At 64.5% G+C, this 26,146-nt stretch carries 22 protein-coding genes and 1 pseudogene; 10 read left to right on the top strand and 13 right to left on the bottom strand.

Annotation, left to right across the window (positions count from 1 at the left end; all coding sequences use genetic code 11):
* Positions 1-210 precede the first annotated feature (210 nt).
* Positions 211-822, bottom strand: a pseudogene (locus tag ACFSQT_RS04655) (outer membrane protein); the annotation flags it as partial.
* Between the two features lie 458 nt (positions 823-1,280).
* On the opposite strand from ACFSQT_RS04655, the gene ACFSQT_RS04650 reads away from it, so the two are divergent.
* Complete coding sequence (locus ACFSQT_RS04650; protein ID WP_379017163.1) at positions 1,281-1,544, top strand: DUF6460 domain-containing protein; 264 nt, start codon at positions 1,281-1,283, stop codon at positions 1,542-1,544.
* A 4-nt stretch (positions 1,545-1,548) separates the two neighbouring features.
* On the opposite strand, the gene ACFSQT_RS04645 is transcribed toward ACFSQT_RS04650, so the two are convergent.
* Positions 1,549-2,451 (bottom strand): histone deacetylase family protein, encoded by a 903-nt coding sequence (locus tag ACFSQT_RS04645; RefSeq protein WP_379017161.1) that lies wholly within the window; start codon positions 2,449-2,451, stop codon positions 1,549-1,551.
* 131 nt (positions 2,452-2,582) lie between these two features.
* On the opposite strand from ACFSQT_RS04645, the gene ACFSQT_RS04640 reads away from it, so the two are divergent.
* A complete protein-coding gene (locus ACFSQT_RS04640; RefSeq protein ID WP_379017159.1) occupies positions 2,583-3,923 on the top strand; it encodes an MATE family efflux transporter in 1,341 nt (446 codons plus the stop codon).
* On the opposite strand, the gene ACFSQT_RS04635 is transcribed toward ACFSQT_RS04640, so the two are convergent.
* Both ACFSQT_RS04635 and ACFSQT_RS04630 read right to left on the bottom strand, forming a co-directional pair.
* Complete coding sequence (locus ACFSQT_RS04635; RefSeq protein WP_379017158.1) at positions 3,916-4,995, bottom strand: quinone-dependent dihydroorotate dehydrogenase; 1,080 nt, start codon at positions 4,993-4,995, stop codon at positions 3,916-3,918. The two genes, ACFSQT_RS04640 and ACFSQT_RS04635, sit on opposite strands and share 8 nt — an antisense overlap.
* Positions 4,992-5,342 (bottom strand): DUF952 domain-containing protein, encoded by a 351-nt coding sequence (locus ACFSQT_RS04630; RefSeq protein WP_379017157.1) that lies wholly within the window; start codon positions 5,340-5,342, stop codon positions 4,992-4,994. The genes ACFSQT_RS04635 and ACFSQT_RS04630 overlap by 4 nt, the downstream gene beginning before the upstream one ends.
* 106 nt (positions 5,343-5,448) lie before the next feature.
* Between ACFSQT_RS04630 and ACFSQT_RS04625 the strand changes: the two genes are divergently transcribed.
* Positions 5,449-5,877, top strand: coding sequence for a hypothetical protein (locus ACFSQT_RS04625; RefSeq protein ID WP_056588273.1), 429 nt, complete (start codon positions 5,449-5,451; stop codon positions 5,875-5,877).
* Between the two features lie 124 nt (positions 5,878-6,001).
* A complete protein-coding gene (locus tag ACFSQT_RS04620) occupies positions 6,002-6,661 on the top strand; it encodes a response regulator transcription factor (protein WP_379017156.1) in 660 nt (219 codons plus the stop codon).
* Positions 6,662-6,691: 30 nt separating this feature from the next.
* Here the strand turns inward: ACFSQT_RS04620 and ACFSQT_RS04615 are convergent, their stop codons facing one another.
* The gene (locus ACFSQT_RS04615; protein WP_379017154.1) at positions 6,692-7,933 is read right to left on the bottom strand and encodes an MFS transporter; all 1,242 of its coding nucleotides are present in this window, start codon (positions 7,931-7,933) and stop codon (positions 6,692-6,694) included.
* 150 nt (positions 7,934-8,083) lie between these two features.
* A complete protein-coding gene (locus ACFSQT_RS04610; protein ID WP_379017153.1) occupies positions 8,084-8,740 on the bottom strand; it encodes an O-methyltransferase in 657 nt (218 codons plus the stop codon).
* 93 nt (positions 8,741-8,833) lie between these two features.
* On the opposite strand from ACFSQT_RS04610, the gene ACFSQT_RS04605 reads away from it, so the two are divergent.
* Complete coding sequence (locus tag ACFSQT_RS04605) at positions 8,834-9,466, top strand: TetR/AcrR family transcriptional regulator (RefSeq protein ID WP_379017152.1); 633 nt, start codon at positions 8,834-8,836, stop codon at positions 9,464-9,466.
* A 163-nt stretch (positions 9,467-9,629) separates the two neighbouring features.
* On the opposite strand, the gene ACFSQT_RS04600 is transcribed toward ACFSQT_RS04605, so the two are convergent.
* Positions 9,630-13,118, bottom strand: a complete 3,489-nt coding sequence (locus tag ACFSQT_RS04600) for a PAS domain-containing hybrid sensor histidine kinase/response regulator (RefSeq protein ID WP_379017151.1) — start codon at positions 13,116-13,118, stop codon at positions 9,630-9,632.
* Positions 13,119-13,393: 275 nt separating this feature from the next.
* On the opposite strand from ACFSQT_RS04600, the gene mscL reads away from it, so the two are divergent.
* Both mscL and ACFSQT_RS04590 read left to right on the top strand, forming a co-directional pair.
* On the top strand, positions 13,394-13,816 hold the full coding sequence (mscL, locus tag ACFSQT_RS04595) for a large conductance mechanosensitive channel protein MscL (protein ID WP_379017150.1): 423 nt from the start codon (positions 13,394-13,396) through the stop codon (positions 13,814-13,816).
* 111 nt (positions 13,817-13,927) lie between these two features.
* The gene (locus ACFSQT_RS04590) at positions 13,928-15,094 is read left to right on the top strand and encodes a pyridoxal phosphate-dependent aminotransferase (RefSeq protein WP_379017149.1); all 1,167 of its coding nucleotides are present in this window, start codon (positions 13,928-13,930) and stop codon (positions 15,092-15,094) included.
* A 120-nt stretch (positions 15,095-15,214) separates the two neighbouring features.
* Here ACFSQT_RS04590 and hemA read toward each other — a convergent pair whose 3' ends face one another.
* Positions 15,215-16,492: a 5-aminolevulinate synthase gene (gene hemA, locus ACFSQT_RS04585; RefSeq protein WP_379017148.1), complete on the bottom strand. Its 1,278-nt coding sequence runs from the start codon at positions 16,490-16,492 to the stop codon at positions 15,215-15,217.
* Between the two features lie 266 nt (positions 16,493-16,758).
* Between hemA and galE the strand changes: the two genes are divergently transcribed.
* The 3 genes from galE to ACFSQT_RS04570 all read left to right on the top strand — a co-directional run bounded on the left by galE (position 16,759) and on the right by ACFSQT_RS04570 (position 20,930).
* Positions 16,759-17,754 carry a UDP-glucose 4-epimerase GalE gene (galE, locus tag ACFSQT_RS04580; protein ID WP_379017146.1) on the top strand — a complete coding sequence of 332 codons (996 nt, stop codon included), beginning with the start codon at positions 16,759-16,761 and terminating at the stop codon, positions 17,752-17,754.
* A 96-nt stretch (positions 17,755-17,850) separates the two neighbouring features.
* Positions 17,851-19,101 (top strand): D-amino acid dehydrogenase, encoded by a 1,251-nt coding sequence (locus ACFSQT_RS04575; RefSeq protein ID WP_379017145.1) that lies wholly within the window; start codon positions 17,851-17,853, stop codon positions 19,099-19,101.
* Positions 19,102-19,103: 2 nt separating this feature from the next.
* A complete protein-coding gene (locus ACFSQT_RS04570; RefSeq protein WP_379017144.1) occupies positions 19,104-20,930 on the top strand; it encodes an alanine racemase in 1,827 nt (608 codons plus the stop codon).
* Here the strand turns inward: ACFSQT_RS04570 and ACFSQT_RS04565 are convergent, their stop codons facing one another.
* From ACFSQT_RS04565 to ACFSQT_RS04545, 5 genes are read right to left on the bottom strand one after another with little or no spacing between them, the layout of a single operon-like run.
* Positions 20,931-22,307, bottom strand: coding sequence for an FGGY-family carbohydrate kinase (locus ACFSQT_RS04565; protein WP_379017142.1), 1,377 nt, complete (start codon positions 22,305-22,307; stop codon positions 20,931-20,933).
* A complete protein-coding gene (rhaM, locus tag ACFSQT_RS04560; RefSeq protein WP_379017140.1) occupies positions 22,304-22,621 on the bottom strand; it encodes an L-rhamnose mutarotase in 318 nt (105 codons plus the stop codon). The genes ACFSQT_RS04565 and rhaM overlap by 4 nt, the downstream gene beginning before the upstream one ends.
* A complete protein-coding gene (locus tag ACFSQT_RS04555) occupies positions 22,621-23,616 on the bottom strand; it encodes an ABC transporter permease (RefSeq protein WP_379017139.1) in 996 nt (331 codons plus the stop codon). Before ACFSQT_RS04555 ends, rhaM begins: the two co-directional genes overlap by 1 nt.
* Positions 23,613-24,593 carry an ABC transporter permease gene (locus tag ACFSQT_RS04550; RefSeq protein ID WP_379017137.1) on the bottom strand — a complete coding sequence of 327 codons (981 nt, stop codon included), beginning with the start codon at positions 24,591-24,593 and terminating at the stop codon, positions 23,613-23,615. The genes ACFSQT_RS04555 and ACFSQT_RS04550 overlap by 4 nt, the downstream gene beginning before the upstream one ends.
* Complete coding sequence (locus tag ACFSQT_RS04545) at positions 24,590-26,146, bottom strand: sugar ABC transporter ATP-binding protein (RefSeq protein WP_379017135.1); 1,557 nt, start codon at positions 26,144-26,146, stop codon at positions 24,590-24,592. Before ACFSQT_RS04545 ends, ACFSQT_RS04550 begins: the two co-directional genes overlap by 4 nt.

Here is a 26,146-nt window from a genome sequence, read left to right as displayed (position 1 = left end):
TCCCATCATCAAGGTCATCCGCGGCACCTAGGGTGTGAAGATTGCATCGACATTACGCCGGAGTTGGCTGGGGTGCGGTCCGCGGATGCGCGTCGATGCCGATGCAGATGGAGGCACGCCATTGCGCGGCACCCATTGCCCTGGGCACCGCGCAAAGTCTGATCGAACAGGACCACAAGACGGCTGGGTTCGACCGAACCTTGGGCCTGCTCTAGAACCGATGCCGGCCTTCAGTTCATGGCTGCCGATCGTCGCCTTGGAGTTGCCAAAGGCCGATGTCGTTTCGACGCCAGGCGTGCGAATATAGTCATATTCGACCTTGGCCGAGAGGCCGCCGGCGAAAGCCTGCTCGATACCGGCGCCGACCAGGTAGCCGAGCTTCCATCCGTCGGTGCTGGTCACCTTGTCGCCCTTGTCGAATTTGGTCAGGGCAACACCTCCGGTTCCGAAGAGCAGCGTCTGGTCGAAGCCCACGCCGGCCCTGGCCTTGGCGGCACCGCGCCACTTTTCCTTGATCTTGCCGCCCCCGACGTCGTGCTCGGCGCCGCCAAGATAGGAGCCTTCGATCTCGGCGCCCAGCACTCCTGGGCCAACTTGCTGATTGTAGCCGGCCTGGACGCCGCCGCTGAGACCGTTCCTGCCGGCAAACGGGTTCGGCATCCCTGTGAACGCCGGGCCGCCATGCACGCCGACATAGGCGCCGCTCCATTGGAAGGCAGGGGGATCGTTGTGGGCCGGTGAAAGATCGGCGGCCATTGCCGATCCGTTCAGGCATGTGGCAAGCGCACTTGCCGTCAGCAGCATCATTGCTTGGGGGGACATTGCATTACTCCAACACGCACGCGCATCCGACGACACGCAGGTTGATCTGTTAGGAGCCTGACCGTTGGGGCGGCCATGCTCCGGCTACTTGTCTCGCCGGGAAACGGTCGCGCGGGTCACCGGGACTGACGCAAGGCAGTCGTGGTGGTGACCGGATCTTTCGCAACCTGTGCCTGAAAGACGTGGATTATCTCGCAGGCGAAAATTGCACGCACATTGCGGGAAATCGAAAAATGAAGATTTTTCTCTTTATTTTCAATAAATTAAAGCAGCGCTGTTTACGCATATTTAACAGATTGGCATGGCTTCGATCGGTTCGGCGGCGCGAGCTTGCCATGCAATGGTTCGACCGAAGCCATCGGCATCCCGTAAAACTGTCGGCTTGAAGCTGGCAGGCCAAGTGCGTATCTCTGGGCCGTCGCCCTCGAGTCTGGGTACCCTCAATCTGGAGACGGGCCTTGTCCGCACTGACGCGCCTTCTCGGCGATTCGCCGCTCAAGGTGATCCTGAAACTGCTGGTGGTGTCGTTCCTCGTCGGCCTGGTCATGAATGCCTTCGGCTGGTCGCCGATGGACGTGCTTTACGGCATCGAGAAGGTCTTCCGCGACCTGTGGAATCTCGGCTTTCACGCCATCGATCGCTTCGTCGGCTATATCCTGCTGGGTGCAGCGATCGTCGTTCCGGCCTTCATCCTGCTCAGGATCGCCAGCTATCGGAAGTGACGTTTCAAGTGTAACCGGCTGCGACCTCGAACAGGATGGCGTGGCGCGCGGCGAGTGCGGGCACATCCGTGGAGTAGCCGCCGCCAATCACGCCACAGACGGGAGTGCCGAGCGCGCGAAAGTGGCGGATCACCATGTCGTCGCGGGCGCGCAGGCCGTCATCCGATAGCGACAACCGTCCAAGCCTGTCCTGTGCGTGAACGTCGACGCCGGCATTGTAGAAGACGATGTCCCAGCGCTCCCTCGGGCTGAGCGCCGGCAGGATGGCGGCGAGCCTCTCCATGTAAGCCGCGTCACTCGTGCCATCGGGCAGCGCGACATCGAGGTCGGACGCGATCTTGCGCACGGGGTAGTTGCGGTCGCCATGCATGGAAAAGGTGAACACGCGCGGATCGTCCGCGAGAATGTCCGCCGTGCCGTCGCCCTGATGCACGTCGAGATCGACGACCAGGATGTTCTGTGCAGCACCCTCGGCGAGCAGGACCAGCGCCGCGACAGCGACATCGTTGAAGGTACAGAAGCCCGCACCTTGCACGCGTCGCGCGTGATGGCTGCCGCCGGCGGTGTTGCAGGCGATGCCGTGGCGCATGGCGAGCCGCGCCGCCAGCACCGTGCCGCCGGCGGCAAGCTGCGCGCGCAGCGAGACACGCGGGCCGACCGCGAAGCCGATCTCACGTTCGATTTTTTCAGGCACGCAACAGCTGATGACCTGGTCGACATACTCCGCCGCATGGGCAAGTCTCAGCCATGACGCCGGCGCCGGTTCGGCGGTGTTGAGTGCCTCGGGTCCGGCCAGTCCGCGTGCGCGCAAGGCGTCCATCAGCAGCGGATATTTGCTCATCGGAAAACGATGATTGACGGCGAAGCCGGCGTCGTAGTCGGGATGGTGGACGATCTGCAGGGGCATGAACTGGATCCGGCCGGCTCGCGCCAGACCGGGGATTCGGTTGGCCGTCACGGGATGGGTGATTGCGCGATGCCGGGAAAATGGGGCACACCGGCTGTCCGATCAAGCCGCAATCAGCAAGGCAGCAATCCTTGGACAAGGGCGCAACCCCAGCCGACGCCAGATCCTTTGTCGTCACCAACCGTGAAGTGCTCGCCATCGCGGTTCCGATGACGCTTGCCTATCTGACGACGCCGATGCTCGGCCTGGTCGACACGGCTGTCGTCGGCCAGTTCGGCGACGCCGCCCTGCTCGGCGGCCTGGCGGCGGGCGCGCTTGTTTTCGACGTCGTCTTCACCACCTTCAATTTCCTGCGCTCGGGCACCACCGGCCTCGTCGCCCAGGCTTTCGGACGCGGCGACGAACTGGAGGAACAGGCGGTGTTCTGGCGCGCCGTGCTGATCGCGTTCGTCGCCGGCATCGTGCTCGCGGCACTTGCGCCGCTGGTCGCCATCGCCGGACAAAAGTTCATGGGCGCCGAACCGCGCGTCAGCGAGGCGATGGGCGTTTATATCCGCATCAGGCTGCTCGCGGCCCCCTTCTCACTGATCAACTACGCCATCCTCGGCTATGTCCTGGGCCGCGGCGAGGGCGGGCTAGGGCTGATGCTGCAATTGGTGCTGAACGGCATCAACATCGCGCTTTGCCTCGTGCTCGGCCTGAAGCTTGGCTGGGGCGTCGCCGGCGTCGCCTGGGCGACCGTCACCGGTGAGTTCCTTGCCATGCTGCTCGGCCTGGCGATCGTGGTCCGCCGGTTCCGGGCGGCCCCGTCCTTGCCACGCCATCGCCTGCTCGACATGGCCGCCTTCCTGCGCATGCTGTCGCTCAACCGCGACATCATGATCCGTTCGTTCTCGCTGCTCGCCGCCTTCGCGCTGTTCACCCGCCAGGGCGCGCAGTTCGGCACGGTGACGCTGGCCGCCAACGCCGTGCTGATGAATTTCTTCCTCGTTGCCGGCTATTTCCTCGATGGCTTCGCCACCGCCGCCGAACAGCTGGCGGGCCGCGCCGTCGGCGCGCGTGCGGCCACACCGTTCCGGCAGGCCGTGCGGCTCACCTTGTTCTGGGGTTTTGGCCTGGCGGGTGCGGCGACCCTGGTGCTGCTGCTGGCCGGCGCCAATCTGGTCGCTCTCGTGACGACGTCGGAGGAGGTCCGTTCAGTGGCCGACATCTACCTGCCGTGGGCAGCGTTCACCGCGTTGAGCGGCGTGCTGGCTTTTCAGATGGATGGCGTCTTCATCGGCGCCACCTGGTCGCGTGACATGCGCAACATGATGCTGCTGTCGTTTCTTGTCTTTGCAGTTGCGTTGCTCACCTTGGCGCCTGCCTTCGGCAATCATGGCCTGTGGGCGGCGCTGCACGTCTTCTTGCTGGCACGGGGCTTCAGCCTGCTGACGATTTTGCGGCTGCGGCTGCGGACAGCATTCAGCTGAGCGGCTTCGACGCCCATCGATCGAGATGGCTGTCGCGCAGCTCGCGAATGGACTTGAGCCGCTCCGTGTCAGCAAAGCGCGCCATCCCGGCGACGATGCGGCCCGGCAGTGCGGGGCCGGCATAGATCATGCTGGTGTAGAGCTGGACGAGATCGGCGCCGGCGCGGATTTTTTCCAGTGCCGCGTCGGTGGAATCGACGCCGCCGACGCCGATGATGGCGCGGTCGGGGCCAAGCAGTTTGCGTATCCTGGCCAGCACGATGGTCGAGCGTTCGAACAGCGGTCTGCCGGAGAGCCCGCCGGTCTCGCTTGCTGTATCGGTGCTGCGCAACGAGGGCCGGGAAATGGTGGTGTTGGAAACGATGACACCGTCGATCTGTTTTGCAGTAACCTCGGCGGCGATGTCTTCAAGCTCGGCCTCGACCAGGTCCGGCGCGATCTTGAGGAAGACAGGCGGCTGCGCCGTTGCTGCGGCGCGCGCGGCCATGACACGTGACAAAAGCTCGCCGAGCTGCTCGCGTGCCTGCATGTTGCGCAGGCCGGGCGTGTTGGGCGAGGAGATGTTGACCGTCAGATAGTTGGCATAGGGCGCAAAACGGGCGACGCCGCGCTCATAGTCGCCGATGCGATCGGCACTGTCCTTGTTGGCGCCGATGTTGACGCCAACGATGCCGCCACGCCCCTTGCGGGCAGTGAGGCGCCTTTCGGCGGCCGCATGGCCTTCATTGTTGAAGCCCAGCCGGTTGATCACCGCCTCATCCGCCGTCAGCCGGAAGATGCGCGGCTTCGGGTTGCCGGCCTGCGGCAGCGGCGTGATGGTGCCGACCTCGGCAAAGCCGAAACCGAGCCCAAGCAGCGCGTCGGGCACTTCGGCGTTCTTGTCGTAGCCCGCAGCCATACCGAGCGGGTTCGGGAAATCGAGGCCGCAAAGGCTGACCTTCAGCCGAGCGTCGCGCGTCGTCCGCGCGCCGACCGGCAGCCCGCATCGCAGCGCCGCGATCGACATGCCATGCGCGGTTTCCGGATCGAATGTGAACAGCAGCTTCTGGCCAAGCCGGTCGAGCACGCTCATTCGGCCTCCAGCGCCGGGAACTGGTGGGTGCCGTCGGCGCCAAGCGGCAGCGGCTGGACCCACAGGACGGCTTTCAGGTCCAGCACGCCGTAAAGATGCGGAAACAGCGCGCCGCCGCGCGAGACCTCGTATTTCAGCGCCGCGCCCAGACGCGAGCCGTCGATGGCGACCAGCAGAAGGCCGGTCTGGCCGGCAAAATGCCTTGCCGCCGTTTCCTTGACCTGCCCTGCCGTGGAGAAATGGATGAAGCCGTCGGCGACATCGATCGGCGCGCCGGTGAAGCGGCCAATTGTTTCGGCCTCGCGCCAAGCCGCTTGCGGGGTTATCTTGTAGATAATCTGAGACATGGTTGCGCTATAGTCCGAACCAGCCACGCGGGAAAGACCACGCCAGGGGTCTTCCCCATTTCCGGCGCAAACATGCGATAAATCTGACTTGGCCATGGAGGACAACATGCGTCTGCAGCACATCTTGATCCCCGCCGCGCTCGTTTCTCTGGTCGCGGCTTCAGCATATTCGGAAGAAACCGACCGCTACCGGCTGGAAAAGTCTGATAACGGCTACGTCCGCATGGATACGCAGACCGGCGCTATGTCGATCTGCGAGGAGCGCTCCGGCCAGCTCGTCTGCAAGATGGCGGCCGACGAACGCGCCGCTTTCCAGGACGAGGTCGACCGCCTCCAGACCTCGATGAAGGCGATGGACGAGCGCGTCACCAAGCTCGAGAATTCGCTCTCCGCCCGCCTCGAATCGAAATTGCCGAGCGAGGAGGATTTCAACAAGACGATGAGCTACATGGAGCGTTTCCTGCGTGGCTTCATGGGCATCGTCAAGGATATGGACAAGGACAATGGCGCCCAGCTCAACTCGCAGAAGACCTGAGCGCTCAAAATAGGGAAAACGCGGCGCGCTGGCTTTGCCGCTTGAAAACAGCGCGCAGCCCCTCATAATCGTCCACTGGTCCCGGAAAAAAACAGAAAATCATCGGGGATTCGGGGAGGGACATTTGCCGGCAGGCTATTCTTTCGTCATCGCCGACGACCACCCGCTGTTTCGTGGTGCGCTGCGCGAAGCGCTCGCCGGCATCGGCAATGTCGCCGCAATCCACGAGGCCGGCGACTTCGAGAGCGCCAAGGCGCTGGTCGTGGCCAATGAGGATGTCGACCTGGTGCTGCTCGACCTGTCGATGCCGGGCGCCAGCGGCCTTTCCGGCCTGATATCGCTGCGCGGCATCCATCCGGCGGTGCCGCTGGTCGTGGTCTCGGCGCATGACGATCCGGCGACAATCAGGCGTGCGCTCGATCTCGGCGCTTCCGGCTTCATCTCCAAGTCGGCCAGCATGGACGAGATCCGCGACGCCGTGCAGTCGGTGCTTGCCGGCGACATCGCCGCGCCTGTCGGCATCGATCTCGGCGTCGAGCGCGATCCCGAGATTTCCGACCTGATCAAGCGGCTGCAGGCGCTGACGCCGCAGCAGACCCGCGTGCTCGGCATGCTGGCCGAGGGCCTGCTCAACAAGCAGATCGCCTATGAACTCGGCGTCTCCGAGGCGACAATCAAGGCGCATGTCTCGGCCATCCTGCAGAAGCTCGGCGTCGACAGCCGCACCCAGGCGGTGATCCTGCTGTCCAAGATCGGCAACGACCCATTGCAGCCGGCGACCTGATCGCCAACGTTCCGCCAGCGATCCTGTCGGTCAACCGGCCGATATCGCCCGCCGTGTGCGCCCGATCGCGGCACCAAGACCAAGCGACGCGATTGCCACGACGGGAATGCCTACGATCCAGGGCAGGCCCGGGGCCAGCGCGTAAAGAGCGGTCCCCGCGGCGGGCCCCAGCGAGTCCTTGAGGTCGACCGCCACCGACGAAGCCGCCATGTAGGAGGCTCGTCGCGCCGGAGGCGCAAGTGCATTGACTGCGGTCGGCACCAGCGGCCCGACCAGCATCTGGGCTGTCGAACACAGGCTGACGGCCCCGATCAGCATCAGCATTGCCGGCGAGGCAGCCAGCAGTGCAAAGGCGAGGGCCGTCGCGCCGCCGGCAACAACAGTCAGCCACAGAGCGGATCGCGCCTCGACGAGGCGGCTTACCGCCATCTGCAGAGCGACCGTCAAGGCGGCGGCATAGGCGAACAACAGGCCGACGCCGGACGGCGTCAGCGTTCCGGCATCGCGCGCATAGAGCGGGATTACGGATTCGATCCAGCTGCCGGCGACCTCGAACAACAGGACCCAGAGCAGGAGTTTCGCCAACCGGCCATCGCGAAACGCCGGCAGCAGCGCCGACAGACCTTCTTCCTCTTCGCGATCATGGTCATCCAGGCCACGATCATCGCCGCTGGCGGTAGTGCGGCCAATGCCGATCGTCTCCGCCAGCAAGGCCAGCATCAGGATGCCGCCCATCAGAAGTGTCGCGCCAGCGGCCAGGAACACCATGCGCAGCGATACGAGCGCGAGCACGGCGCCGACTGCCGGACCGAGTATCTGCCCTGCGCTCGAGGCCACGCGTGCCAGGCTGAACCAGCGGCGATGGGCAGCAGGCGGCGTCACATCGGCGATCGCAGTCAATATCGTCGGGTGAAGTACGGATTCGCACATGCCGGTCAGCAGCAGCACGACCGCCGTGACCGCGACACCGTGGACAAAGAACAGGGCAACGAAGCCGCTGCCGACGCCCAGTGACGAAGCAATCAGCACCGGTCGTCGTCCGATCCGGTCCGCGATGCCGCCGATCAGCGGCGCCGCGACAAGTTCACCGCCGGCATAGCAGCCGAACAGCAGGCCGATCGCCCCGACAGGGATGTTCGCTTCGCCGTCGGCCCAAAGCGGAAAGAATGGGACGATCACGCCATCGGCGAAGCCCGCGCAGAAGAACAGCAGAAGGCCGAGCAGCACCGGGCGCGGCATTGCGCGCCAGAAGGATACGAATTTTTTGATCATGAAATCACTCGCGCATGGGGAGCCTCCGACTCTGTCGAAGGCCCGGAGATTGCGCGTTGGTTAACGTAAACGCCTACGGCCGCCCTGGAGCGACATGGATGTTTGAGCCCGCTGTGGTCGGGTCTGTCGCGCAGGCAGGTACGACCGGCTTCAGCCGAGCCGCACCGACAGCTCGACACCCTCGCCGAATGGCGTGGACATGTAGCCCGATGCCGGGGAGCGCACGCGCTGCAGATATTCGGGGCAGAAATCGGCGTTGTCGGCGATGACCAGCGCTCCCGGCCGCAGCCGGCTCTCGACCAGGCTCAGGATCTCCGGATAGAGCGCCTTGGCACCGTCGAGCAGCAGCAGGTCGATCGTATCCGGCAGGTCGGCGCTCAGCGTCTGCAGCGCGTCTCCCTCGCGGATCTCCACCAGGTCGATGACGCCGCCCTCGGTCAAATTGGCTTTGGCCCGCATCACCTTGGACGGCTCGAATTCGGTGGTGATCAGACGGCCACCGCCATTGTCGCGTAGCGCTGCCGCAAGATAGAGCGTCGAGATACCGAACGAGGTGCCGAATTCAATGATGATGCGCGCGCCGCTGCTGCGCGCCAGCATGTAGAGCAGCGTGCCGGTCTCCGGCGAGATCGCCAGCCAGAGGTCCTTCAGCCGTCCGTAGAAATCGACATATTCGGTCTTGCTGTTGAGCAGGCGCGCCCGCTCTTCGTGCGAGAGTGCGGCTACCGCCGGACTGGTCGCGGCATTGGCTTCTTCGAACAGGCGGGCGAGCAGGGGGGCCAGCGGGGCATTGGTCAGCGTCGTCATGAGAATCTCCGGTCGAAATGGCTGCGTGCTTGTGTTGTGCCGAAAAATACGAATAATCCTTCAGGTTTCCAATTCGCATTGCCCAGCCGAGACATGACCGGACGCTCAAGCCCTTTGATTTCCTCACGAAAACAGCCCAAACAGGCACGCGCGACGGGCCTTGTCGCGGCGATTTTGGAAGCTGCTGTTCAGGTTTTGGAGAAGGAAGGCGCGCAGCGTTTCACCACCACGCGCGTGGCGGAAAAGGCCGGGGTCAGCGTCGGTTCGCTCTATCAGTATTTCCCGAACAAGGCGGCGCTGCTCTTCCGGCTGCAGAGCGACGAATGGCGGCAGACGACAGACCTGCTGTGCAGTATTCTCCAAGAGGTCGAGAAGCCTCCCCTCGAACGGCTGCGCATCCTGGTGCATGCCTTTGTCCGCTCGGAATGCGAGGAAGCGGCAGTGCGTGGCGCGCTCAGCGACGCGGCACCGCTTTATCGGGACGCGCCTGAGGCTCACGAGGCGAGGGCCTCGGCGGAGCGCACGGTTCAGATATTCATGCGGGAGACACTGCCCGAGGCCTCGGATGCCACCCGAGCCTTGGCCGGCGAACTGGTCATGACGATGCTTAGTGCGGCGGGACGGGATTTTTCGGCAAGTCCGCGAATTCCGGCGGAGATCGAGACCTATTCCGACGCGATAGCAGACATGTTCTGTGCTTACCTTGGAAGCCTCGGGCACCGCTGAGCTAGAGCGGTTCACCGTTTCACGGAAACGCCGAACCGCTCTATCTGTTTGTTTTGACGCAATTCCGGACGGAAAACCGTTTCACACTTTTCCTGGAATTGCTCTAAGCATCCGGGATGGAACAGGCTCCAGGCGCGGAGCCTGTGTCGGAACGCTCGCTGGATTATTCGGCCGCAGAGGCCAGCGGCCTGACCCTGGCCATCATCGAGCGCAGCACCGCCGGCTTCAGCGGCTTGTTGATCACCGGAATATCGAGCCCGCCCGCCGCCGTGCGCACCTCGTTGGAGCGGTCGGCGGTGACCAGCACGGCCGGCAGGTTGTCGCCATGGATCGCGCGCAGCCTGACGATGATGTCGAGACCGGTTTCGCCATCGAGATGGTAGTCGGCAAGGACGATGTCCGGGTGGTGTATCGCGGCGCCCTCCATATCCCTTGAGCCGGATATCGTATCGACATTGCACCCCCAGCCTTCGAGCAACAGCCGCATGCCTTCGAGGATGCGGGCATCGTTGTCGATGCAGAGCACGTGCAGCCCGGCCAGAGAAGCCGCGGCGCGGGCAGGAGCCCTGGTTTCGATCTCGCGTCGCGGCTCCTGCATGGCCGCGACCGGCAGGATGACCGAGAAGCGCGTGCCTTTGCCGCGATTGGAAAAGATCCGGATCTCCAGGCGCAACACCCGGGCGATGCGGTCGACGATCGAAAGGCCGAGACCGAGGCCTTCGGCTTCGCGCGCGCCTTCGTCCAGCCGGGTGAACTCGCGGAAGACGGTGTTCAGCTCGTCGCCGGCAATGCCGATGCCAGTGTCGATCACCTGGATCTCGGCCAGTTCGCCGCGCCGCCGCACGCCGACCAGCACACGGCCGTGGCGCGTGTATTTGATGGCGTTGGAAACGAGATTCTGGATCAGGCGCCGCAGCAGGTTGCGGTCCGTCATCACGGTCAGCGATGATGGCATGATCGTCAGGCCGAGCTTTTTCTCCGCGGCCAGCGGCCGAAAATCATTGCCGATCTGGCGCAGCAATCCGTCGAGATTGAAGGCGGTGTCGTCCGGCTTCATCGCGCCGGCATCGAGGCGTGAGATATCGAGCACGGCGCCGAGAATGGTCTCGACCGATTCCAGCGAGGATTCGATGTTGACCGCTGCCTTGCCGGCAGGCCCCTTGCCGGCCTTCTCGATCAGTGACGAGCAATAGAGCCGGGCGGCGTTCAGCGGCTGCAGGATGTCGTGGCCGGCGGCGGCGAGAAAGCGCGTCTTGCCGAGATTGGCTTCCTCGGCCAGCATCTGCGCCTGCGCCAGTTCCTCGTTGACCCGGGTCAACTCGATGGTGCGGGTCTTGACGCGCTGCTCCAGCGATTCATTGGCCCGCTTCAGCGCCAGGTCCTGTTCGACGCGCCCGGAAATGTCGGCATAGGTGGCGACGATGCCGCCATCCGGCATCGGGTTGGAACGAAGCTCCAGGATGCGGCCGCTGGTCTTCAGTTCCATCTGCCACGGGCTGACGAAACTGGTCAGCCGGTTGAGCATGGCCACACGCTGGTCCGCCGGAATGTCGCCGCGCTCGGCAAGGTGGCGCAGGATGCGGTCGAGCGAGACGCCGACCTGGCCCATCTCGTCGGGCAGGTCGAACAGCGCCCGGTACTGGCGGTTCCAGCAGATCAGGCGGAAATCGCGATCGAAGACGGTGATGCCTTGTTCCATCTGGTCGAGCGCGATCTGCAAGAGGTCGCGGTTGTGCTGCAGCGCCTCGGTGGCGTCGTCGAGCAAGCGGAAGGCGTCCCTGGATTCGCGGTCGTGGCGCCGAAACAGCAGCGACAGGATCAGCCGCGCCGAGGACGAGCCGACGGCACTCGCCAGCAATTGCTCGGAAAAGCGGATGACGTCCATGCTCGCCTGCTCCTTGCCGTGCAGCGAGGTGCCGTTGGTCTTTTCGAACGACTGGAAGGAGCGCTCGGTGCGCTCGACACCGAGATAGCGCGCGATCGTGTCCTTGAGGTCGTTGACGGTGATGGCGGTGCGGAAGCGGCGCAGGCTCGGCATCGGGCCGGCATCGCGCGGCACGAAGATCGAGGCCTGGATGCGTTCCAGCGGTACCGACGCGCGCGACAGGGAACCGAGCACAAAGAACACGGCGTTGATCGACAGGCTCCACAACACGCCGTGGTTCAGCGGTTCGGCGACGGTGCCGAACAGCGCCTGCGGCCGCAGCGCCTCGAAGCCGAACAGCCCGTGCTCGATGATGCTGGTATCGGGTGCGGCGAGCGACGGAAACAGCAGCGTGTAACCCCAGACGAGGATGCCGGCGACCATGCCCAGCGCTGCCCCCCTGCCATTGGCGCCGCGCCAGATCAGCCCGCCGATCAGGGCGGGTGCGAACTGGGCAATGGCCGCGAAGGACATCAGGCCGATCGACGACAGGCGCGCGCTATTGGTGCTCTCGCGGTAGTAGAGGAAGGCGATGAACAGCAGGATGAAGATCGCCCCGCGCCGCACATTGAGGATCAGCGTCGACCAGTCTTCATTCTCCGGGGTCGAGGTCTTGAGCAGGCGGCGCACGAACAGCGGAATGACGAGGTCGTTGGAGATCATGATCGACAGCGCCACGCTTTCGACGATCACCATGGCGGTTGCCGCCGACAGGCCGCCGATGAAGGCCGCCATCGCCAGCAGATCATGGCCGCTGAACAAGGGCAGCGACAGCACGTAGAGATCGCTGCTGGTTCCGGTGCCGACCAGCGACAGGCCGGCAAAGGCGATCGGCAGCACGAACAGGTTGATCGCCACGAGATAGAGCGGAAACACCCATGTCGCGGTGCGCAACTCGGCCTCGCCGCGGTTCTCGACAATGGTGACGTAGAACTGCCGCGGCAGCATGATGATGGCAAAGCCGCTCAGGCAAGTCAGCACCAGCCAGGTGGCAAGCGAGGTGTTGTAGCCCATCGCCTCCCGGACCTGGGCGTTCTGCGCCAACTTGTCGAACATGTCGCCCGGGCCGCCGAAAATCAGGAAGGTGACCATCAGGCCGATCGCCAGGAAAGCCGCGAGCTTGACCACGGTCTCGACCGCCACTGCCAGCACCAGCCCGTCCTGGTGCTCGGTGGCGTCGGCATGGCGTGTGCCGAACAGCACCGCAAACAGCGCCAGCAGCATGGCAACGACCAGCGAGATGTCGCTGACGAACGGATCGAAGGAAGGTGGCGAGCCGGTGTAGTGCTCGACCATCAGGCTGACCGAACCGGAGATCGCCTTCAACTGCAGCGCGATATAGGGCACCGCCCCGATGGTCGCGATCAGCGTTGCGATCGCCGCGACAGTGAAACTCTTGCCATAGCGGGCGCCGAGGAAGTCGGCGATCGAGGTGATCTTCTCGGTCTTGGCCAGGCGCACGATGCGGTTGAGCAGCGGAAAGCCGAACACGAACACCAGCACCGGGCCGGTATAGATGCCGAGGAATTCGAGGCCGCGCTCTGAGGAGAGGCCGACCGAGCCGAAGAAGGTCCAGGAGGTGCAGTAGATGGCAAGGCTGAGCGCGTAGATGAAGGGCCGCGCCCGGCCCGGCCCGGATATCGCCGAGCGGCGGTCGCCCAGGCTGGCGATGGCGAACAGCAGCGTCACATAGGCGATCGCGATGAAGACGATGAACAAGCCCTGCACGCCTGGAATTTCCTCCTTTGCCGTCTTTTTATCCGGCTTGTCCGAACGCAATCACAGCTTGGCGTCCGAGTCCATTGCGGCTTTGGAAGCATGATCGCGGCCGCGACATTCAGACAGCACGACCAGCTGCCGCCCAAGGTGCCGTGAGGTAAGGAGAAACGGTTGTGTTCTCGCCTTTTGCCGATGTTGCAACCTCAGGTTTTTGTTATGTTGCCTCCGGGTCGATGCCGCATGGACGGAACGGCAGCGCGGCCGGTCATGACAAGGAGGGTCGAATGCTGAAAGAGTTCCAGGAATTCATTTCCAAGGGCAACGTGATGGACTTGGCGGTCGGCGTCATCATCGGCGCTGCCTTCGGCAAGATCGTCACTTCGCTGGTCGACGACGTCATCATGCCAATCGTCGGTGCAATCTTCGGCGGACTGGACTTCAACAACTATTTCGTTGGGCTTTCCCCGGCCGTCAACGCCCCAACACTGGATGCGGCCAAGGGGCAGGGCGCGGTTCTGGCCTATGGCAGCTTCATCACCGCGGTGCTGAACTTCCTGATCCTCGCCTTCATCATCTTCCTGATGGTCAAGGCGGTGAACAATCTGCGCAAGCGGCTTGAGGCGGAAAAGCCGGCGGCACCCGCTGCGCCGCCGCCCGCCGATATCGCGCTGCTGACCGAAATTCGCGACCTGCTCGCCAAAAGATAGTTCAACACTGCATTGCTGGACCAAAACCCCGGTCGTTCGCGGCTGGGGTTTTCTGTTTTCGCATCTGGTAAGGAGCGCTTGTCAATGCCCGAGATCGGAACGGACCCGCCCATGACCTTGATCGACAGCTTGCGCGCGGAAGCCCGCGCAGCGCCCGAAAGCGGCATTGTCGCCGTCGTCAATTACGGCCGTCTGCGCGAGGGCATGATCCCGCTCTGGGCCGGCGAGGGCGACCTGCCGACGCCCGCCTTCATCACCGACGCCGCGTCGAAGGCGCTGGCCGGCGGCGAGACGTTCTACACCTGGCAGAGGGGCATCCCCGATCTCAGGCAGGCGCTTGCCCGCTACTATGCCAGGCATTTCGGCAAGACCTTCCCCGAGGAACAGTTCATCGTCACCGGGTCCGGCATGCATGCCATCCAGCTGGCGCTCGACGCGCTCGCCGGCGCCGGCGACGAGGTCGTCTATCTGTCGCCGGCCTGGCCGAATTTCGACGCTGCCGCGGCGATATCGGGAGCCGTTCCGGTGCCGGTCACGCTCGATCACTCCGGCAATGGCTGGTCCTGCGACGTCGAGAAGATCGCGGCGGCGATCACGCCGCGCACCAAGGCGCTGTTCATCAACACGCCGTCGAACCCGACCGGCTGGACCGCCGACCACGAGACCTTGCAGGCGATCCTCGATCTCGCCCGCGCGAAGAACCTCTGGATCATCGCCGACGAAATCTATGCGCTGTTCCACTATGGCCATGGCCGCGCGCCGTCCTTCCTCGACATCGCGTCTGCGGAAGACCGCATCCTGTTCGTCAACAGCTTTTCCAAGAACTGGGCGATGACCGGCTGGCGCGTCGGCTGGATCAAGACCCATCCCGCCTTGCAGCAGGTGTTCGAGAACCTGATCCAGTATTCGAACTCGGGCGTCGCCCAGTTCATGCAGCGCGGCGCGGTCGCCGCCCTTGATGAGGGCGACGGTTTCATTGCCGAACAGGTGGAGCGGGCGAGGAAGGCGCGCGACCTGGTCTGCGGTATTCTCGGTGCCACCGATCGCGCCCGGTTCACAGTGCCGCAGGGCGCGTTCTATCTGTTCTTCACGGTCGACGGCATCACCGATTCACGCGCCGCCGCCTTCGACATCGTCGACAAGGCCAATGTCGGCCTGGCGCCGGGCACCGCCTTCGGCCCCGGCGGCGAAGCCTTCCTCAGGCTGTGCTTCCACCGCCGCCTCGACCAGGTCGAGGAAGCGGCGCACCGGCTGGCGAAGTGGATGAAGAGCGTTTGAGCCGCCGCTAAAGCGTCCTTTGTGCGTCCGAATGGACGCGCGGCGCTGTAGAAAGCGCAGAAACCCGCGTCGGACGGCCGTCGGAGCAGAGTTTCAGACGGGTTTCAGCCGCCTGACGTTTCAACCGCCTGACTTGGGCACCAGCAGCGGAATGATCCGGTCGCTCTTGGCGACCGAAGGCCGGCCTGCCGAGCCGTAGGGTATGCCAAGCGCATCCCAGGTCTCGACCAGCGCATCCTGCAGCTCGGCGATCAGTGCGTCGGAGTGGAACGGTGTCGGCGTGATGCGCAGCCGCTCCGTGCCGCGCGGCACGGTCGGATAGTTGATCGGCTGGATGTAGATGCCGTGCACGCCAAGCAGGCGGTCGCTGGCCATCTTGCAGAGTTCCGGGTCGCCGACCAGCAGCGGCACGATATGGGTCGGCGACTCCATCACCGGCAGGCCGGCGGCCGAGAGGATCTGCTTGGTACGCGTCGCCTGCCGCTGCTGCGCATCGCGCTCGGCCTGCGAGCGCTTGAGATGGCGGATCGAGGTGGTCGCCGCGGCGGCGATCGCCGGCGGCAGCGCCGTGGTGAAGATGAAACCCGGTGCATAGGAGCGCACGGCGTCGATCACCGCACTGGCGCCGGTGATATAACCGCCCAGCGTGCCGAACGCCTTGGCCAGCGTGCCTTCGATGATGTCGATGCGGTCGGCCAGGCCTTCGCGCTCGGTGATGCCGCCGCCGCGCGGTCCATACATGCCGACGGCATGGACCTCGTCGATATAGGTCATGGCGTTGTAGCGCTCGGCGAGCTCGACGATCTGCTTGATCGGCGCGATGTCGCCATCCATCGAATAGACGCTTTCGAAGACGATCAGCTTGGCGCGTTCGCGGCCCGCCGCCTGCAAAAGGCTTTCCAGATGCGCGACGTCGTTGTGGCGGAAGATCTTCTTTTCCGCACCCGAGCGCCGCACGCCTTCGATCATCGAGGCGTGGTTCAGTTCGTCGGAGATGATCAGGCAATTGGGCAGAAGCCGCGCGATGGTCGAGATCGACGCCTCGTTGGAGACGAAGCCGGAAGTGAAGACCAGTGCCGCTTCCTTGTCGTGCAGGTCGGCAAGCTCAAGTTCGAGCTCGACCAGCGGGTTGCTGGTGCCGGAAATGTTGCGGGTGCCGCCGGCGCCGGAGCCCATCTTGCCCGCCGCATTCTGGAACGCGGCGATGACATCGGGATGCTGGCCCATGCCGAGATAGTCGTTGGAGCACCAGACGGTGATTTCCTCGGCGCGGCCATTGGCACGCCAGATGGCGCGCGGAAATTTGCCTGCGATACGCTCGAGGTCGGCGAAGACGCGGTAGCGACGCTCGGCATGGAGCTGGTCGATCGCTTCCTCGAAGAACCGCTGATAGTTCATGTCGACTTCCCAATTTTTGCGCGGGATCATAATCATTGCCCTATCGGTCGTCCACCGGGCCTTTCTGGTCAAAATGCCACGCCCTGGACCGGTTCCTAACGACCACGGATCGTGGCCTATTCCCTTGATGTGGATCAATTTTGTTTCAGGATGATGCCATATGCCGATGATGCCGGTTACAAGGGTTCTATTGGCCATGCGGCAGGCTTTCCAGTAAGGCGCTGGTTGAGACAGTTTCCGATAAATCTTGAGATGCGAGGCATGGGATGACGGTTTTGGTGACAGGCGGTGCCGGCTATATCGGCAGCCATATGGTCTGGGAGTTGCTGGATGCCGGCGAGAGGGTGGTCGTTCTCGACCGTCTTTCCACCGGCTTCGAGTGGGCGGTGGCGCCGGAGGCAAAGCTGGTCGTCGGCGATGTCGCCGACAAGGAACTGGTTGGCGGCATCATTCGTGACAACAAGGTCGATTCGATCATCCATTTCGCCGGTTCGATCGTGGTCCCGGAATCGGTCGCCGACCCGCTCGGCTATTACGAGAACAACACCTGCAAGACACGCACGCTGATCGAAACAGCGGTGCGCGAGGGCGTGCCCAATTTCATCTTTTCCTCAACCGCCGCCGTCTATGGCGGCGCCGGACTGGAGCCGGTGCGCGAGGATGCCCGCCTGGCGCCGGAATCGCCCTATGGCCTGTCCAAGCTGATGAGCGAATGGATGCTGCGCGATGCGGCGATCGCGCACGGCCTGCGCTATACCGTGCTGCGCTACTTCAACGTCGCCGGTGCCGACCCGAAGGGCCGCACCGGACAGTCGACGCCAGGCGCCACCCATCTGATCAAGGTCGCCTGCGAGACGGCGCTCGGCAAGCGCCCGTTCATGCAGGTTTTCGGCACCGACTACCCGACGCCGGACGGCACCTGCATGCGCGACTATATCCATGTCAGCGATCTGGCGGCGGCGCATCGTCTTGCCCTGCAGCGGCTGCGCGCCGGCGGCACCAGCCTCGTCGCCAATTGCGGTTACAGCCATGGCTATTCGGTGCTCGAGGTCATCGACAGCGTGCGGCGTGCCTTCGGTCATGATTTCGCGGTGAAGATGGGCGATCGCCGTCCCGGCGACGCCGCGGCGGTGGTCGCCAATTCGGACCTCGCCCGCGCGGAACTCGGCTGGACCCCGCAGCGCGACGATCTCGACCAGATCGTCGCCGACGCGCTCGCCTGGGAGCGCATCCTGACCGGCAAGAACTCCGCACGGGGCTGAGCCGGGCTCTCCCGAGGGCTCGCAAGGCGCCCGGCGAAGCGCTATTGAAGGCATTCGCGGCAGGGCGCTGCGCCGCGAAGAGCTTTGGGGGATGGCATGAAGATAACGGTGCTTGGAGCCGGCGTTGTCGGTACGGCGGCCGCCTATTATCTTGCCAGCGACGGTTATGAGGTCACCGTGATCGAGCGCCATCCGGCGCCGGCGCGCGGCACCAGCCAGTCGAATGCCGGCCTGGTGTCGCCGGGCGACGCCACCGCCTGGGCCTCGCCGGCGGCGCTGAAGACCTTCCTGCGCGCGCTCTACAACCATGATCTCGGCATCAAGGTGCGGTTGCGCTTCGATCCGTATTTCCTCGCCTGGAGCCTGCGCTTCCTGCGTCAGTGCACGAAAGAGCGCCTGCGCGCCAACAGCCGGGTCAAGCTGCGCCTGGCGCTCTATTCGCGCGACTGCATCAACGCCATCTCCGCCGACACGGGGATCGGCTATGACGAGCGCAAGAAGGGCATCCTCTATTTCTTCCGCTCGCAGCACAGCCTCGACACCGGCACCGACAATTATCGCTATCTGGCCGAGCATGGCCTGCCGATCGAGATCGTCGGCCGCGAGCGGCTGATCGAGCTTGAACCTGGTCTTGCCGGCGTGAAGGAAAAGATCGCCGGCGGCGTCTATTCGCCGATCGACCAGACCGGCGATTCCCGGCAGTTCGTGGAGAAACTCGCGGCCCACGCCGCCGAGAAGCTCGGCGCGAAATTTCTCTACGGCACGACGGTCGAGGGCCTCGACATCGAGGGCGACCGGGTGCGCGCGGTGATGACCTCGGCCGGACCGGTCGCCGGCGATGCCGTGGTCATCTCGATGGGGCCGGAAAGCGGCCTGCTCGGCCGCCGCTACGGCATCGACCTGCCTGTCTATCCCGTGAAGGGTTATACGGCGACGATTCCCCTGGAGGACGAGAGCAAGGGTCCGACCATGGGCGGCGCCGACGAGGACCAGCTGATCGCCTATTCCAGGCTGGGCAACCGGCTGCGGCTCGCCTCGACCGCGGAATTCACCGGCTTCGACCGCACCTATAAACCGAGCGACTTCGCCGCCATGTTCAGGACCGGCAAGGATCTGTTCCCCGGCGCCTTCGACGAGAAAAAGGCGGAGCTATGGGCAGGTCTGAGGCCGATGATGCCCAACTCGGTGCCGGTCATCGGCCAGGCGCGCTATGGCAACCTTTATCTCGACACCGGGCACGGCCATGTCGGCTGGACCATGGCTTGCGGCTCCGGAAAATTCCTTGCCGATCTGGTCGCCGGCCGCAAGCCGGAGATCGATCCGCAGGGGCTGGTCTACGGAGGCTAGGAATGTCCGGACCGCAAGTCGCCATCGATCTTGGCCGCATCGAGCGCAATGCGCGCACGATCGTCGAACGCTGCGCGCTGTCGGGCATCAAGGTGTTCGGCGTCACCAAAGGCACCTGCGGCATGCCGCAAGTGGCGCGCGCCATGCTGCGCGGCGGCGTCGCCGGCATCGCCGAATCGCGTTTCGAAAACATCCGCCGGCTGCGTGACAGCGGCATCAGCGCGCCGATCATGCTGCTGCGCAGTCCGCCGATGGCGCGTGTCGAGGAGGTGGTGCGCACCGTCGACGTCAGCCTGCAGTCGGAATTGACCATCATCCGCGAGATTTCGCGCATCGCCGAGCGCATGGGCCGCGTCCACGACATCATGCTGATGATCGACCTTGGCGATCTCCGAGAAGGCATCTGGCCGAGCGATCTTATTCCCACGGTCGAGCAGATCCTGCAGTTCAAGGGCGTGCGCATCGCCGGCATCGGCACCAATCTCGGCTGCTTCGGCGCCATCCTGCCGACGCAGGAAAATCTCGGGCAGCTCGTCGCCCATGCCTACAAGACCGAGCGCCTGTCCGGCAAAAGCCTCGACTGGATTTCGGGCGGCGCTTCGTCGTCGCTGCCGCTGCTGCTCGAAGGCAAGCTGCCGGCCGGCATCAACAATCTGCGCGTCGGCGAGGCGATCCTGCAAGGCGGCATCGAAACCTTCCGCGATGTGCCGTGGGCCGAACTCGAACCCGATGCCTGCCGGCTGACCAGCGACATCATCGAGGTCAAGCTCAAGCCGTCACGGCCGATCGGGCAATCCGGCTACGACGCCTTCGGCAACCAGCCGGTCTTTCCCGACGAGGGCGACAGGCTGCGCGCCATCGCCAACATCGGCCGCGAGGATGTGCTGGTCGAGGGACTGACGCCGATCGCCAAGGGGGTGCGGGTGCTCGGCGCTTCAAGCGACCATCTGCTGCTGGACGTGGCCGATGCCGACCCGCCGCCGGCCGTCGGCGACCGTGTCGCCTTCCGCATGAACTATGGCGCCATGCTGCTGGCGATGACCTCGGAATATGTCGAAAAGGCCCCGATGCACGACGTCGAGGACTTTTCCGGCCGCAAGATGGTGTCGATCTCGGCGGAACAGGGGGCTGCCGGCATCCTGGCCCGGGAAGGCACCGGCGCCCGGCTGGAAGCGATGAATTTCGATGTCGTCGAATTGGCCGATGTCGAGCGGCCGCCATCGGGACTGATCCGGCTGGCCGCCGGCGCCGACCGTCGCATGGCGCACAAGGCGCTGACCGCAACGGCGCGGGCGACGCATTCCTTCGGCTTGATCTGGATCGATTCCATCGCCGCCCTGATGCCCGAGGACGAGGACGGCATCGACCTGCCGGAGCGATCGGTGCTGGCCCGCGCTCTTGGCCTCGATCACAAGGCGGGTGCGCTGCAGCCGCAGCTGTCGCCGGAAAATGTCGTCATCATCGGCCTGCGCCATGCCGATCCGGCGGAAGCGCGGGTGCTGAAGGATTCGCGTGTCGCAGCCTTCACCATGACCGATATCGACGCCATGGGCATGCGCGACCTGATGCATGAGGCGATCCGCATCGCCACCTCCGGTACGCAGGGTTTTCATGTCAGCTATTCGCCCGATGTCACCGAATTTGCCGGCTGGGCGCCAGGCTCCGGCGGCCTCACCGTGCGCGAAACGCATCAGGCGATGGAGGCGATCGCACTCTCCGGCGGGCTGCTGTCGATGGATGTTTCGGGCCTGACCGCGGATCTGGAACCCCGGATCGGCACCGACACGGTCAACTTCGTCATGTCGGCCTTCGGCAAGCGGATACTGTGATCAGCATCGCGCCTCAACCGCTGCGCGCCACGCGCTGACATAGTCGGCCCAGGCCGGATCGGTCGGCGGCTCCAGTCTTTCGCCTTTGCCGTGGGCGGTCACCTGGTCCGTTGCCAGCAGTGCTGCGCCGGTGCCGGTGCCGGTGGCGGCCTCCGACGCGACAACGGCGCGCGCCGTGCTTGCCGCCAGCATGCCGACAAAGAGCCGGTTGCGGGCAAAGGGCCCTTCGACCGTGGTCGGACCGTCGGCGCCGATCAAGTCGAGGCAGGTGGCCGTCATCAGTGCCAGATAGAACGAGATGGCGGCAAAGCGTTGGCCATGCGTGACGTCGTCGGCGTCAAGCCATGTAGCCGCATGATGCGGGAACGGCCCCGACCCTTGCTGGGTCGATGGCAGCAGCAATGTCTTTCGCGCCAGCACGGCGCCGACATCAGCTTCGGTCCAGTCGTCCGGCTGGCCTTCCGTCAGCACGGAAAACTCGCGGCCGCCCATGAAGCGCGCTGAAGGAACGGGATCGCCCAGTGCGCTGACATTGACCAGCGTATCGCGCCCCGCATCCAGGCCAGTCTTTTTGCCGCTTACCGCCATCGACACCACCCAGGTGCCGGTCGAGACGACGGAAAAGGGCGGTTTGTCGGACAGGAGATGCGGCAGCAGCGAGGCGTTGGAATCATGCAGGCCGCAGAACACCGGTGTCTGTGGATCGAGCCCGGTTCGCGTGGCAAGTACTGGCAGGATCGGGCCAAGGCGGTCCCTGGCCGGCCGTACCGGCGCCATCGCCTCGCGCCAACCCAGGCGATCGACCAGCGACGAGAAATCGGCTTTCCACGGGCTCCACAGATCGGTGTGGCAGCCGAGCGAACTCACCTCGTTGGCGGCGACACCGGTCAGGCGCAGCGCCCAGTACTGCGGATACATCAGCATCGTGGCGGCCTTGGCGAACTCCGCCGGGAAGCCTTTCTGCTGCCAGAAGAATTGCGCGCCGAGATTGAGGCCGAGCGGCAGCCGCGGCGTGCCGGTCTCGGCGAAGGGCGGGCGGATCGCGTCATAGTCCGCGGCCAGCCTGTCGGGGCCATCGAACTCGTAGTCGAGCACCGGCAGCACCAGCTCGCCAGCGGCGTCGACCAGCGCACCTGTCGCGCCATGCGTGGTGATCGAGATGGCGTCGATGTGCTGTTCGCGGTTGAGATCGGCAAGGCTGTCGAGGATGAACGTCCACAGCGCCTCGACATCGTGATGCGGGTAGGGCGCCTGCCGCACCGGCGCGTTGGCCATGCGGCGCAGCGCGACCTCGCTCAACGTGGCGAGATCGACCAGCGCCACCTTGGCGTTGGTCTTGCCGATGTCGATCACGGCGATATGGCGAAGTGCGCTCATTCCATATGGAACACGGTTTCCAGCGGCACGGCCACCGGCTCGTTGTCCGACCTGGTCTCCATGATGTCGGCCATGTGAGCCCACCAGCGCTGCATCACAGGATGCTTCGGCAGATCGTCCATGCCGTGATCGTCTCGCCGCCACAGCACGCCGAACAGGATATTGCTCTCTTCGTCGAGGTGGATCGAATAGTCGGAGACGCCGGCCTGCTTCAGGAGAGCGACCAGCGACGGCCAGATCTCGTCGTGGCGCTTCCTGTATTCGGCCTTCATGCCCGGCTTGAGCTTCATCTTGAACGCATACTTCTCGGGCATCAGCCTCCTCCGCGCAGCCGCCGCCAGACGATCGGCAGCGCGATGACGATGATCAACAGCAGGCCGATGAAGATCGACATGACGATGCCGGGCACGTTGAGCAAGCCGAGGCCGAAGGTCACCAGCCCCATGATGAAGGCGGCGAGCACGACGCCGACAATGCTGCCGGCACCGCCGAGGATGCTGACGCCGCCGAGCACCACCATGGTGATGACTTCCAGCTCATAGCCTTGCGCGATCGACGGCCGTGTCGAGCCGAGCCGGGAGGTGATCAGCACCGAGGCGATGCCCGACATCAGCCCGGTCAGGCAGAACAGGATGAACTTGATGCGGCCGACGCGCACGCCGGAAAACTGCGCCGCGACCGGATTGTTGCCGATGGCGAAGACACGACGGCCGAAACTCGTCCGATGCAGCACGAGCCAGTAGACGACAGCCGCGATGAGGAACAACACCAGCTCGAACGACACCACCCACCAGACGTAGCCCTGGCCGAAGAAGGCAAAGCTTTCGGGATAGCCCTTGTAGGCCTGGTCGCCGAGAATGATGAAGGCGATGCCGCGAAACAGGCTCATCGTGCCGATGGTGACGACGATGGACGGCAATCCCAGCCTTGTCACCAGCAGTCCGTTGAAGGCGCCGCAGCCGAGCCCGACGACGATGCCGATCAGCACCAGCACCGGCGTGCCGGCGCCGGCCTGCACCGCCATGCCCATCATGGTCGACGCAAGCGCGATGATGGCGGCCACCGACAGGTCGATCTCGCCGGAAATGATCAGCAGCGCCATCGCGAAGGCGATCAGGCCCTTCTCGGTGAAGTTGAAGGTGAGATCGGACAGCGAATAGGGGTCGAGGAAATAGGGCGAGGCGAAGCTGTTGATGGCGAAGATGGCGGCGGCCACCACGACCAGCAGCGCCTCCCAGGAAAAGATCGCCGAGCTCAGCGGCTTGTCGAGCCGGTCGGGAATGTGGCGCGGGGCAGGGATTTCGGTCATGTCACCGCCTCCACTTTTCTGAGGATGATGCGGCCCCGCTGACGTTCGCTGCGCGCATTGAGCACGACGGCAAGGATGATGGCGCTGCCCGAAATCGCCATCTGCCAGAAGGGCGAGATGTTGATGACCGGCAGCGCGTTGGAGATGATGCCGAGAAACAGTGCGCCCAGCACCGCGCCGCTGACCGAGCCGATGCCGCCGGCGATCGAAATGCCGCCGATGACGCAGGCGGCGATGATGTTGAGTTCGTAGCCGTTGGCGACCTCGACCGAGGCGATCACATAGCGCGAAATCCAGAGGTAGCCGGAAAGGCCGCCGATCATGCCGGAAATGCAGAAGACGATGAATTTCGTCCGGCCGACGTCGATGCCGGCGTAGACCGACGCCGTCGGGTTGACGCCGATGGCATAGATCGATCGGCCGAGCGCAGTGCGTGTCATCAAGATGAAAAACAGCGCGATGACCAGGATGGCGATCCAGGACAGCACCGGAATGCCGAGGAACGCCGCGCGCTGAAAGCCGATGAAGTCGGCGCTCATCTTGTCGGCATTGACCCAGGCGCCACCGGACAGGACGAAGGTGGCGCCGCGATAGATGGTCAGCGTGCCCAATGTCACCACGATCGAGGGGATGTTCAGCCGCCAGACCAGCAGGCCGTTGATGGCGCCGAGCACCAGCCCGACCAGCAGCGCAATGACGATCAGCAGCGGGATCGGGATCGCCGGGTGCGCGGCGTTCAGCATCGCCACCACCATGCCGGTGAAGCAGAGGTTGGACGCCATCGACAGGTCGATCGACCGGGTCAGGATCACCACCATCTGGCCGAGCGCCAGGATCATCAGGATCGAGGTGTCGTTGAACACCTGGCGCAGATTGCCGGGGTCGGCAAAGGCCGGGAAGCGTGTCGAAATCAGCCCGATCAGCAGGACGATGGCGGCGAATAGCCAGATTTCGCGATACTTGAGAAATGCCTTCATGCCGCGATCCCCGCTGCTGTCCTGACCAGCGTTTCGGCGTCGAGGTCCTTGTTGTCGTAGACCGCCGCGACGAGGCCCTCGCGCATGACGACGACCCGGTCGGACATGCCGAGGATTTCAGGCAGCTCCGAAGACACCATGATCACCGACAGGCCCTGCGCCACCAGTTCGGCCATGAAGCCGTGCACGGCGGCTTTGGAGCCGATGTCGATACCCTTGGTCGGCTCGTCGAGGATGATCACCTTGGGCGCGGTCGCCAACCATTTGGCGATGACGATCTTCTGCTGGTTGCCGCCGGACAATGTGCCGACGTCCTGGCTGAGCGAGGAGGCGCGCAGGTCGAGCCGCTCGGTGTAGGAGCGGGCGAGCCTGAACTCCTCCGCCAGCCGCAGCAGGCCGGATCTGGAGGTGCGCTCGAGCGAAGGCAGCGAGACGTTCTGGAAGATCGGCAGGCCGATCACCACGCCTTGCTTGCCGCGTTCCTCGGGAACGTAGACGATGCCGGCGTCGATCGAATCCGCCGCCGATTTAGGCGCGATCGTCTTGCCTTCCAGCGTGATCGTGCCGCCCGTGGTGCGGGTGATGCCGGATATCGCCTGCATCACCTCGCTGCGCCCGGCGCCGACAAGGCCGTAGAAGCCGAGGATCTCGCCCTTGTGCAGTTCGAAGCCGATGTCGTTGAATTCGGTCGGGTGCGACAGGCCGGAGACGGAAAGCACCGGCGCGCCGATCTCGGCCTTGCGCTGCGGGAAGATGTGGTCGACCGAGCGGCCGACCATCATGCGCACGATCTGGCTCTGGCCGGCATCCCTGATCAGGCCTTCGCCGACCATCTCGCCATCGCGGAACACCGTGTAGCGGTCGGCGATGCGGTAGATCTCGTCGAACTTGTGGCTGATGAACAGGATCGCCTTGCCGTCGCTCTTGAGGAACTCGATGAGCAGGAAAAGCTCCTCGATCTCCTTCATCGAAAGGGCGGCGGTCGGCTCGTCCATGATCACGATCTGGGCGTCGATCGACATGGCGCGGGCGACGGCGACGAGATGCTTGTTGGCGATGCCGAGGTCCTTCAGGCGCGCATCGGCGTCGATATGGCCGGCATGCATGGTGTCGAGCACTTCGCGGGCATTCTTGCGCATCGTGCGCCAGTCGATGGTGCCGAAGCGCGTGCGCGGCGCGTGGCCGAGAAAGATGTTCTCAGCCACCGTCAGGTCGTCGAACAGCACCGTCTCCTGGTGGATGGCGGTGATGCCATGCCCGAAGGCGGCGTGCGCGCTGGGCAGAGTGACGGCCTGGCCGTCAATGCTGATGGTGCCCGTATCGGGCTGGTAGATGCCGGTCATGATCTTGACCAGCGTCGACTTGCCGGCGCCGTTTTCGCCAATCAGCGCTGTCACCTGGCCCGGATAGAGCGACAGGCTGACGTCGTGCAGCGCCCGCACGCCGGGAAAGCTCTTGGAGATGCCGGCCAGCGTCAGGCGTGGGGCTGCATGACCCTCCCCCTTGTGGGGAGGGTCGCGAACAATTTGAGCGGGGAGGGGGTTGTCTAGCAT

Origin of the sequence: Mesorhizobium calcicola, assembly GCF_042682105.1 — a bacterium.
Taxonomy (GTDB): Bacteria; Pseudomonadota; Alphaproteobacteria; order Rhizobiales; family Rhizobiaceae; genus Mesorhizobium; species Mesorhizobium calcicola.
Note: the sequence above shows the minus strand (reverse complement) of the source record. Positions and strands in the feature narration are given on the sequence as shown.

Bases quoted from the DNA above. Each gene is read 5' to 3' on its own strand.
- ACFSQT_RS04645 (WP_379017161.1), bottom strand. From the start codon at position 2,451: ATGCCCCTGCAGATCGTCCACCATCCCGACTACGACGCCGGCTTCGCC.
- ACFSQT_RS04635 (WP_379017158.1), bottom strand. From the start codon at position 4,995: ATGAGCGTGCTCGACCGGCTTGGCCAGAAGCTGCTGTTCACATTCGAT.
- ACFSQT_RS04630 (WP_379017157.1), bottom strand. From the start codon at position 5,342: ATGTCTCAGATTATCTACAAGATAACCCCGCAAGCGGCTTGGCGCGAG.
- ACFSQT_RS04625 (WP_056588273.1), top strand. From the start codon at position 5,449: ATGCGTCTGCAGCACATCTTGATCCCCGCCGCGCTCGTTTCTCTGGTC.
- ACFSQT_RS04615 (WP_379017154.1), bottom strand. From the start codon at position 7,933: ATGATCAAAAAATTCGTATCCTTCTGGCGCGCAATGCCGCGCCCGGTG.
- ACFSQT_RS04610 (WP_379017153.1), bottom strand. From the start codon at position 8,740: ATGACGACGCTGACCAATGCCCCGCTGGCCCCCCTGCTCGCCCGCCTG.
- ACFSQT_RS04605 (WP_379017152.1), top strand. From the start codon at position 8,834: ATGACCGGACGCTCAAGCCCTTTGATTTCCTCACGAAAACAGCCCAAA.
- mscL (WP_379017150.1), top strand. From the start codon at position 13,394: ATGCTGAAAGAGTTCCAGGAATTCATTTCCAAGGGCAACGTGATGGAC.
- ACFSQT_RS04590 (WP_379017149.1), top strand. From the start codon at position 13,928: ATGACCTTGATCGACAGCTTGCGCGCGGAAGCCCGCGCAGCGCCCGAA.
- hemA (WP_379017148.1), bottom strand. From the start codon at position 16,492: ATGAACTATCAGCGGTTCTTCGAGGAAGCGATCGACCAGCTCCATGCC.
- galE (WP_379017146.1), top strand. From the start codon at position 16,759: ATGACGGTTTTGGTGACAGGCGGTGCCGGCTATATCGGCAGCCATATG.
- ACFSQT_RS04575 (WP_379017145.1), top strand. From the start codon at position 17,851: ATGAAGATAACGGTGCTTGGAGCCGGCGTTGTCGGTACGGCGGCCGCC.
- ACFSQT_RS04570 (WP_379017144.1), top strand. From the start codon at position 19,104: ATGTCCGGACCGCAAGTCGCCATCGATCTTGGCCGCATCGAGCGCAAT.
- ACFSQT_RS04565 (WP_379017142.1), bottom strand. From the start codon at position 22,307: ATGAGCGCACTTCGCCATATCGCCGTGATCGACATCGGCAAGACCAAC.
- rhaM (WP_379017140.1), bottom strand. From the start codon at position 22,621: ATGCCCGAGAAGTATGCGTTCAAGATGAAGCTCAAGCCGGGCATGAAG.
- ACFSQT_RS04555 (WP_379017139.1), bottom strand. From the start codon at position 23,616: ATGACCGAAATCCCTGCCCCGCGCCACATTCCCGACCGGCTCGACAAG.
- ACFSQT_RS04550 (WP_379017137.1), bottom strand. From the start codon at position 24,593: ATGAAGGCATTTCTCAAGTATCGCGAAATCTGGCTATTCGCCGCCATC.
- ACFSQT_RS04545 (WP_379017135.1), bottom strand. From the start codon at position 26,146: ATGCTAGACAACCCCCTCCCCGCTCAAATTGTTCGCGACCCTCCCCAC.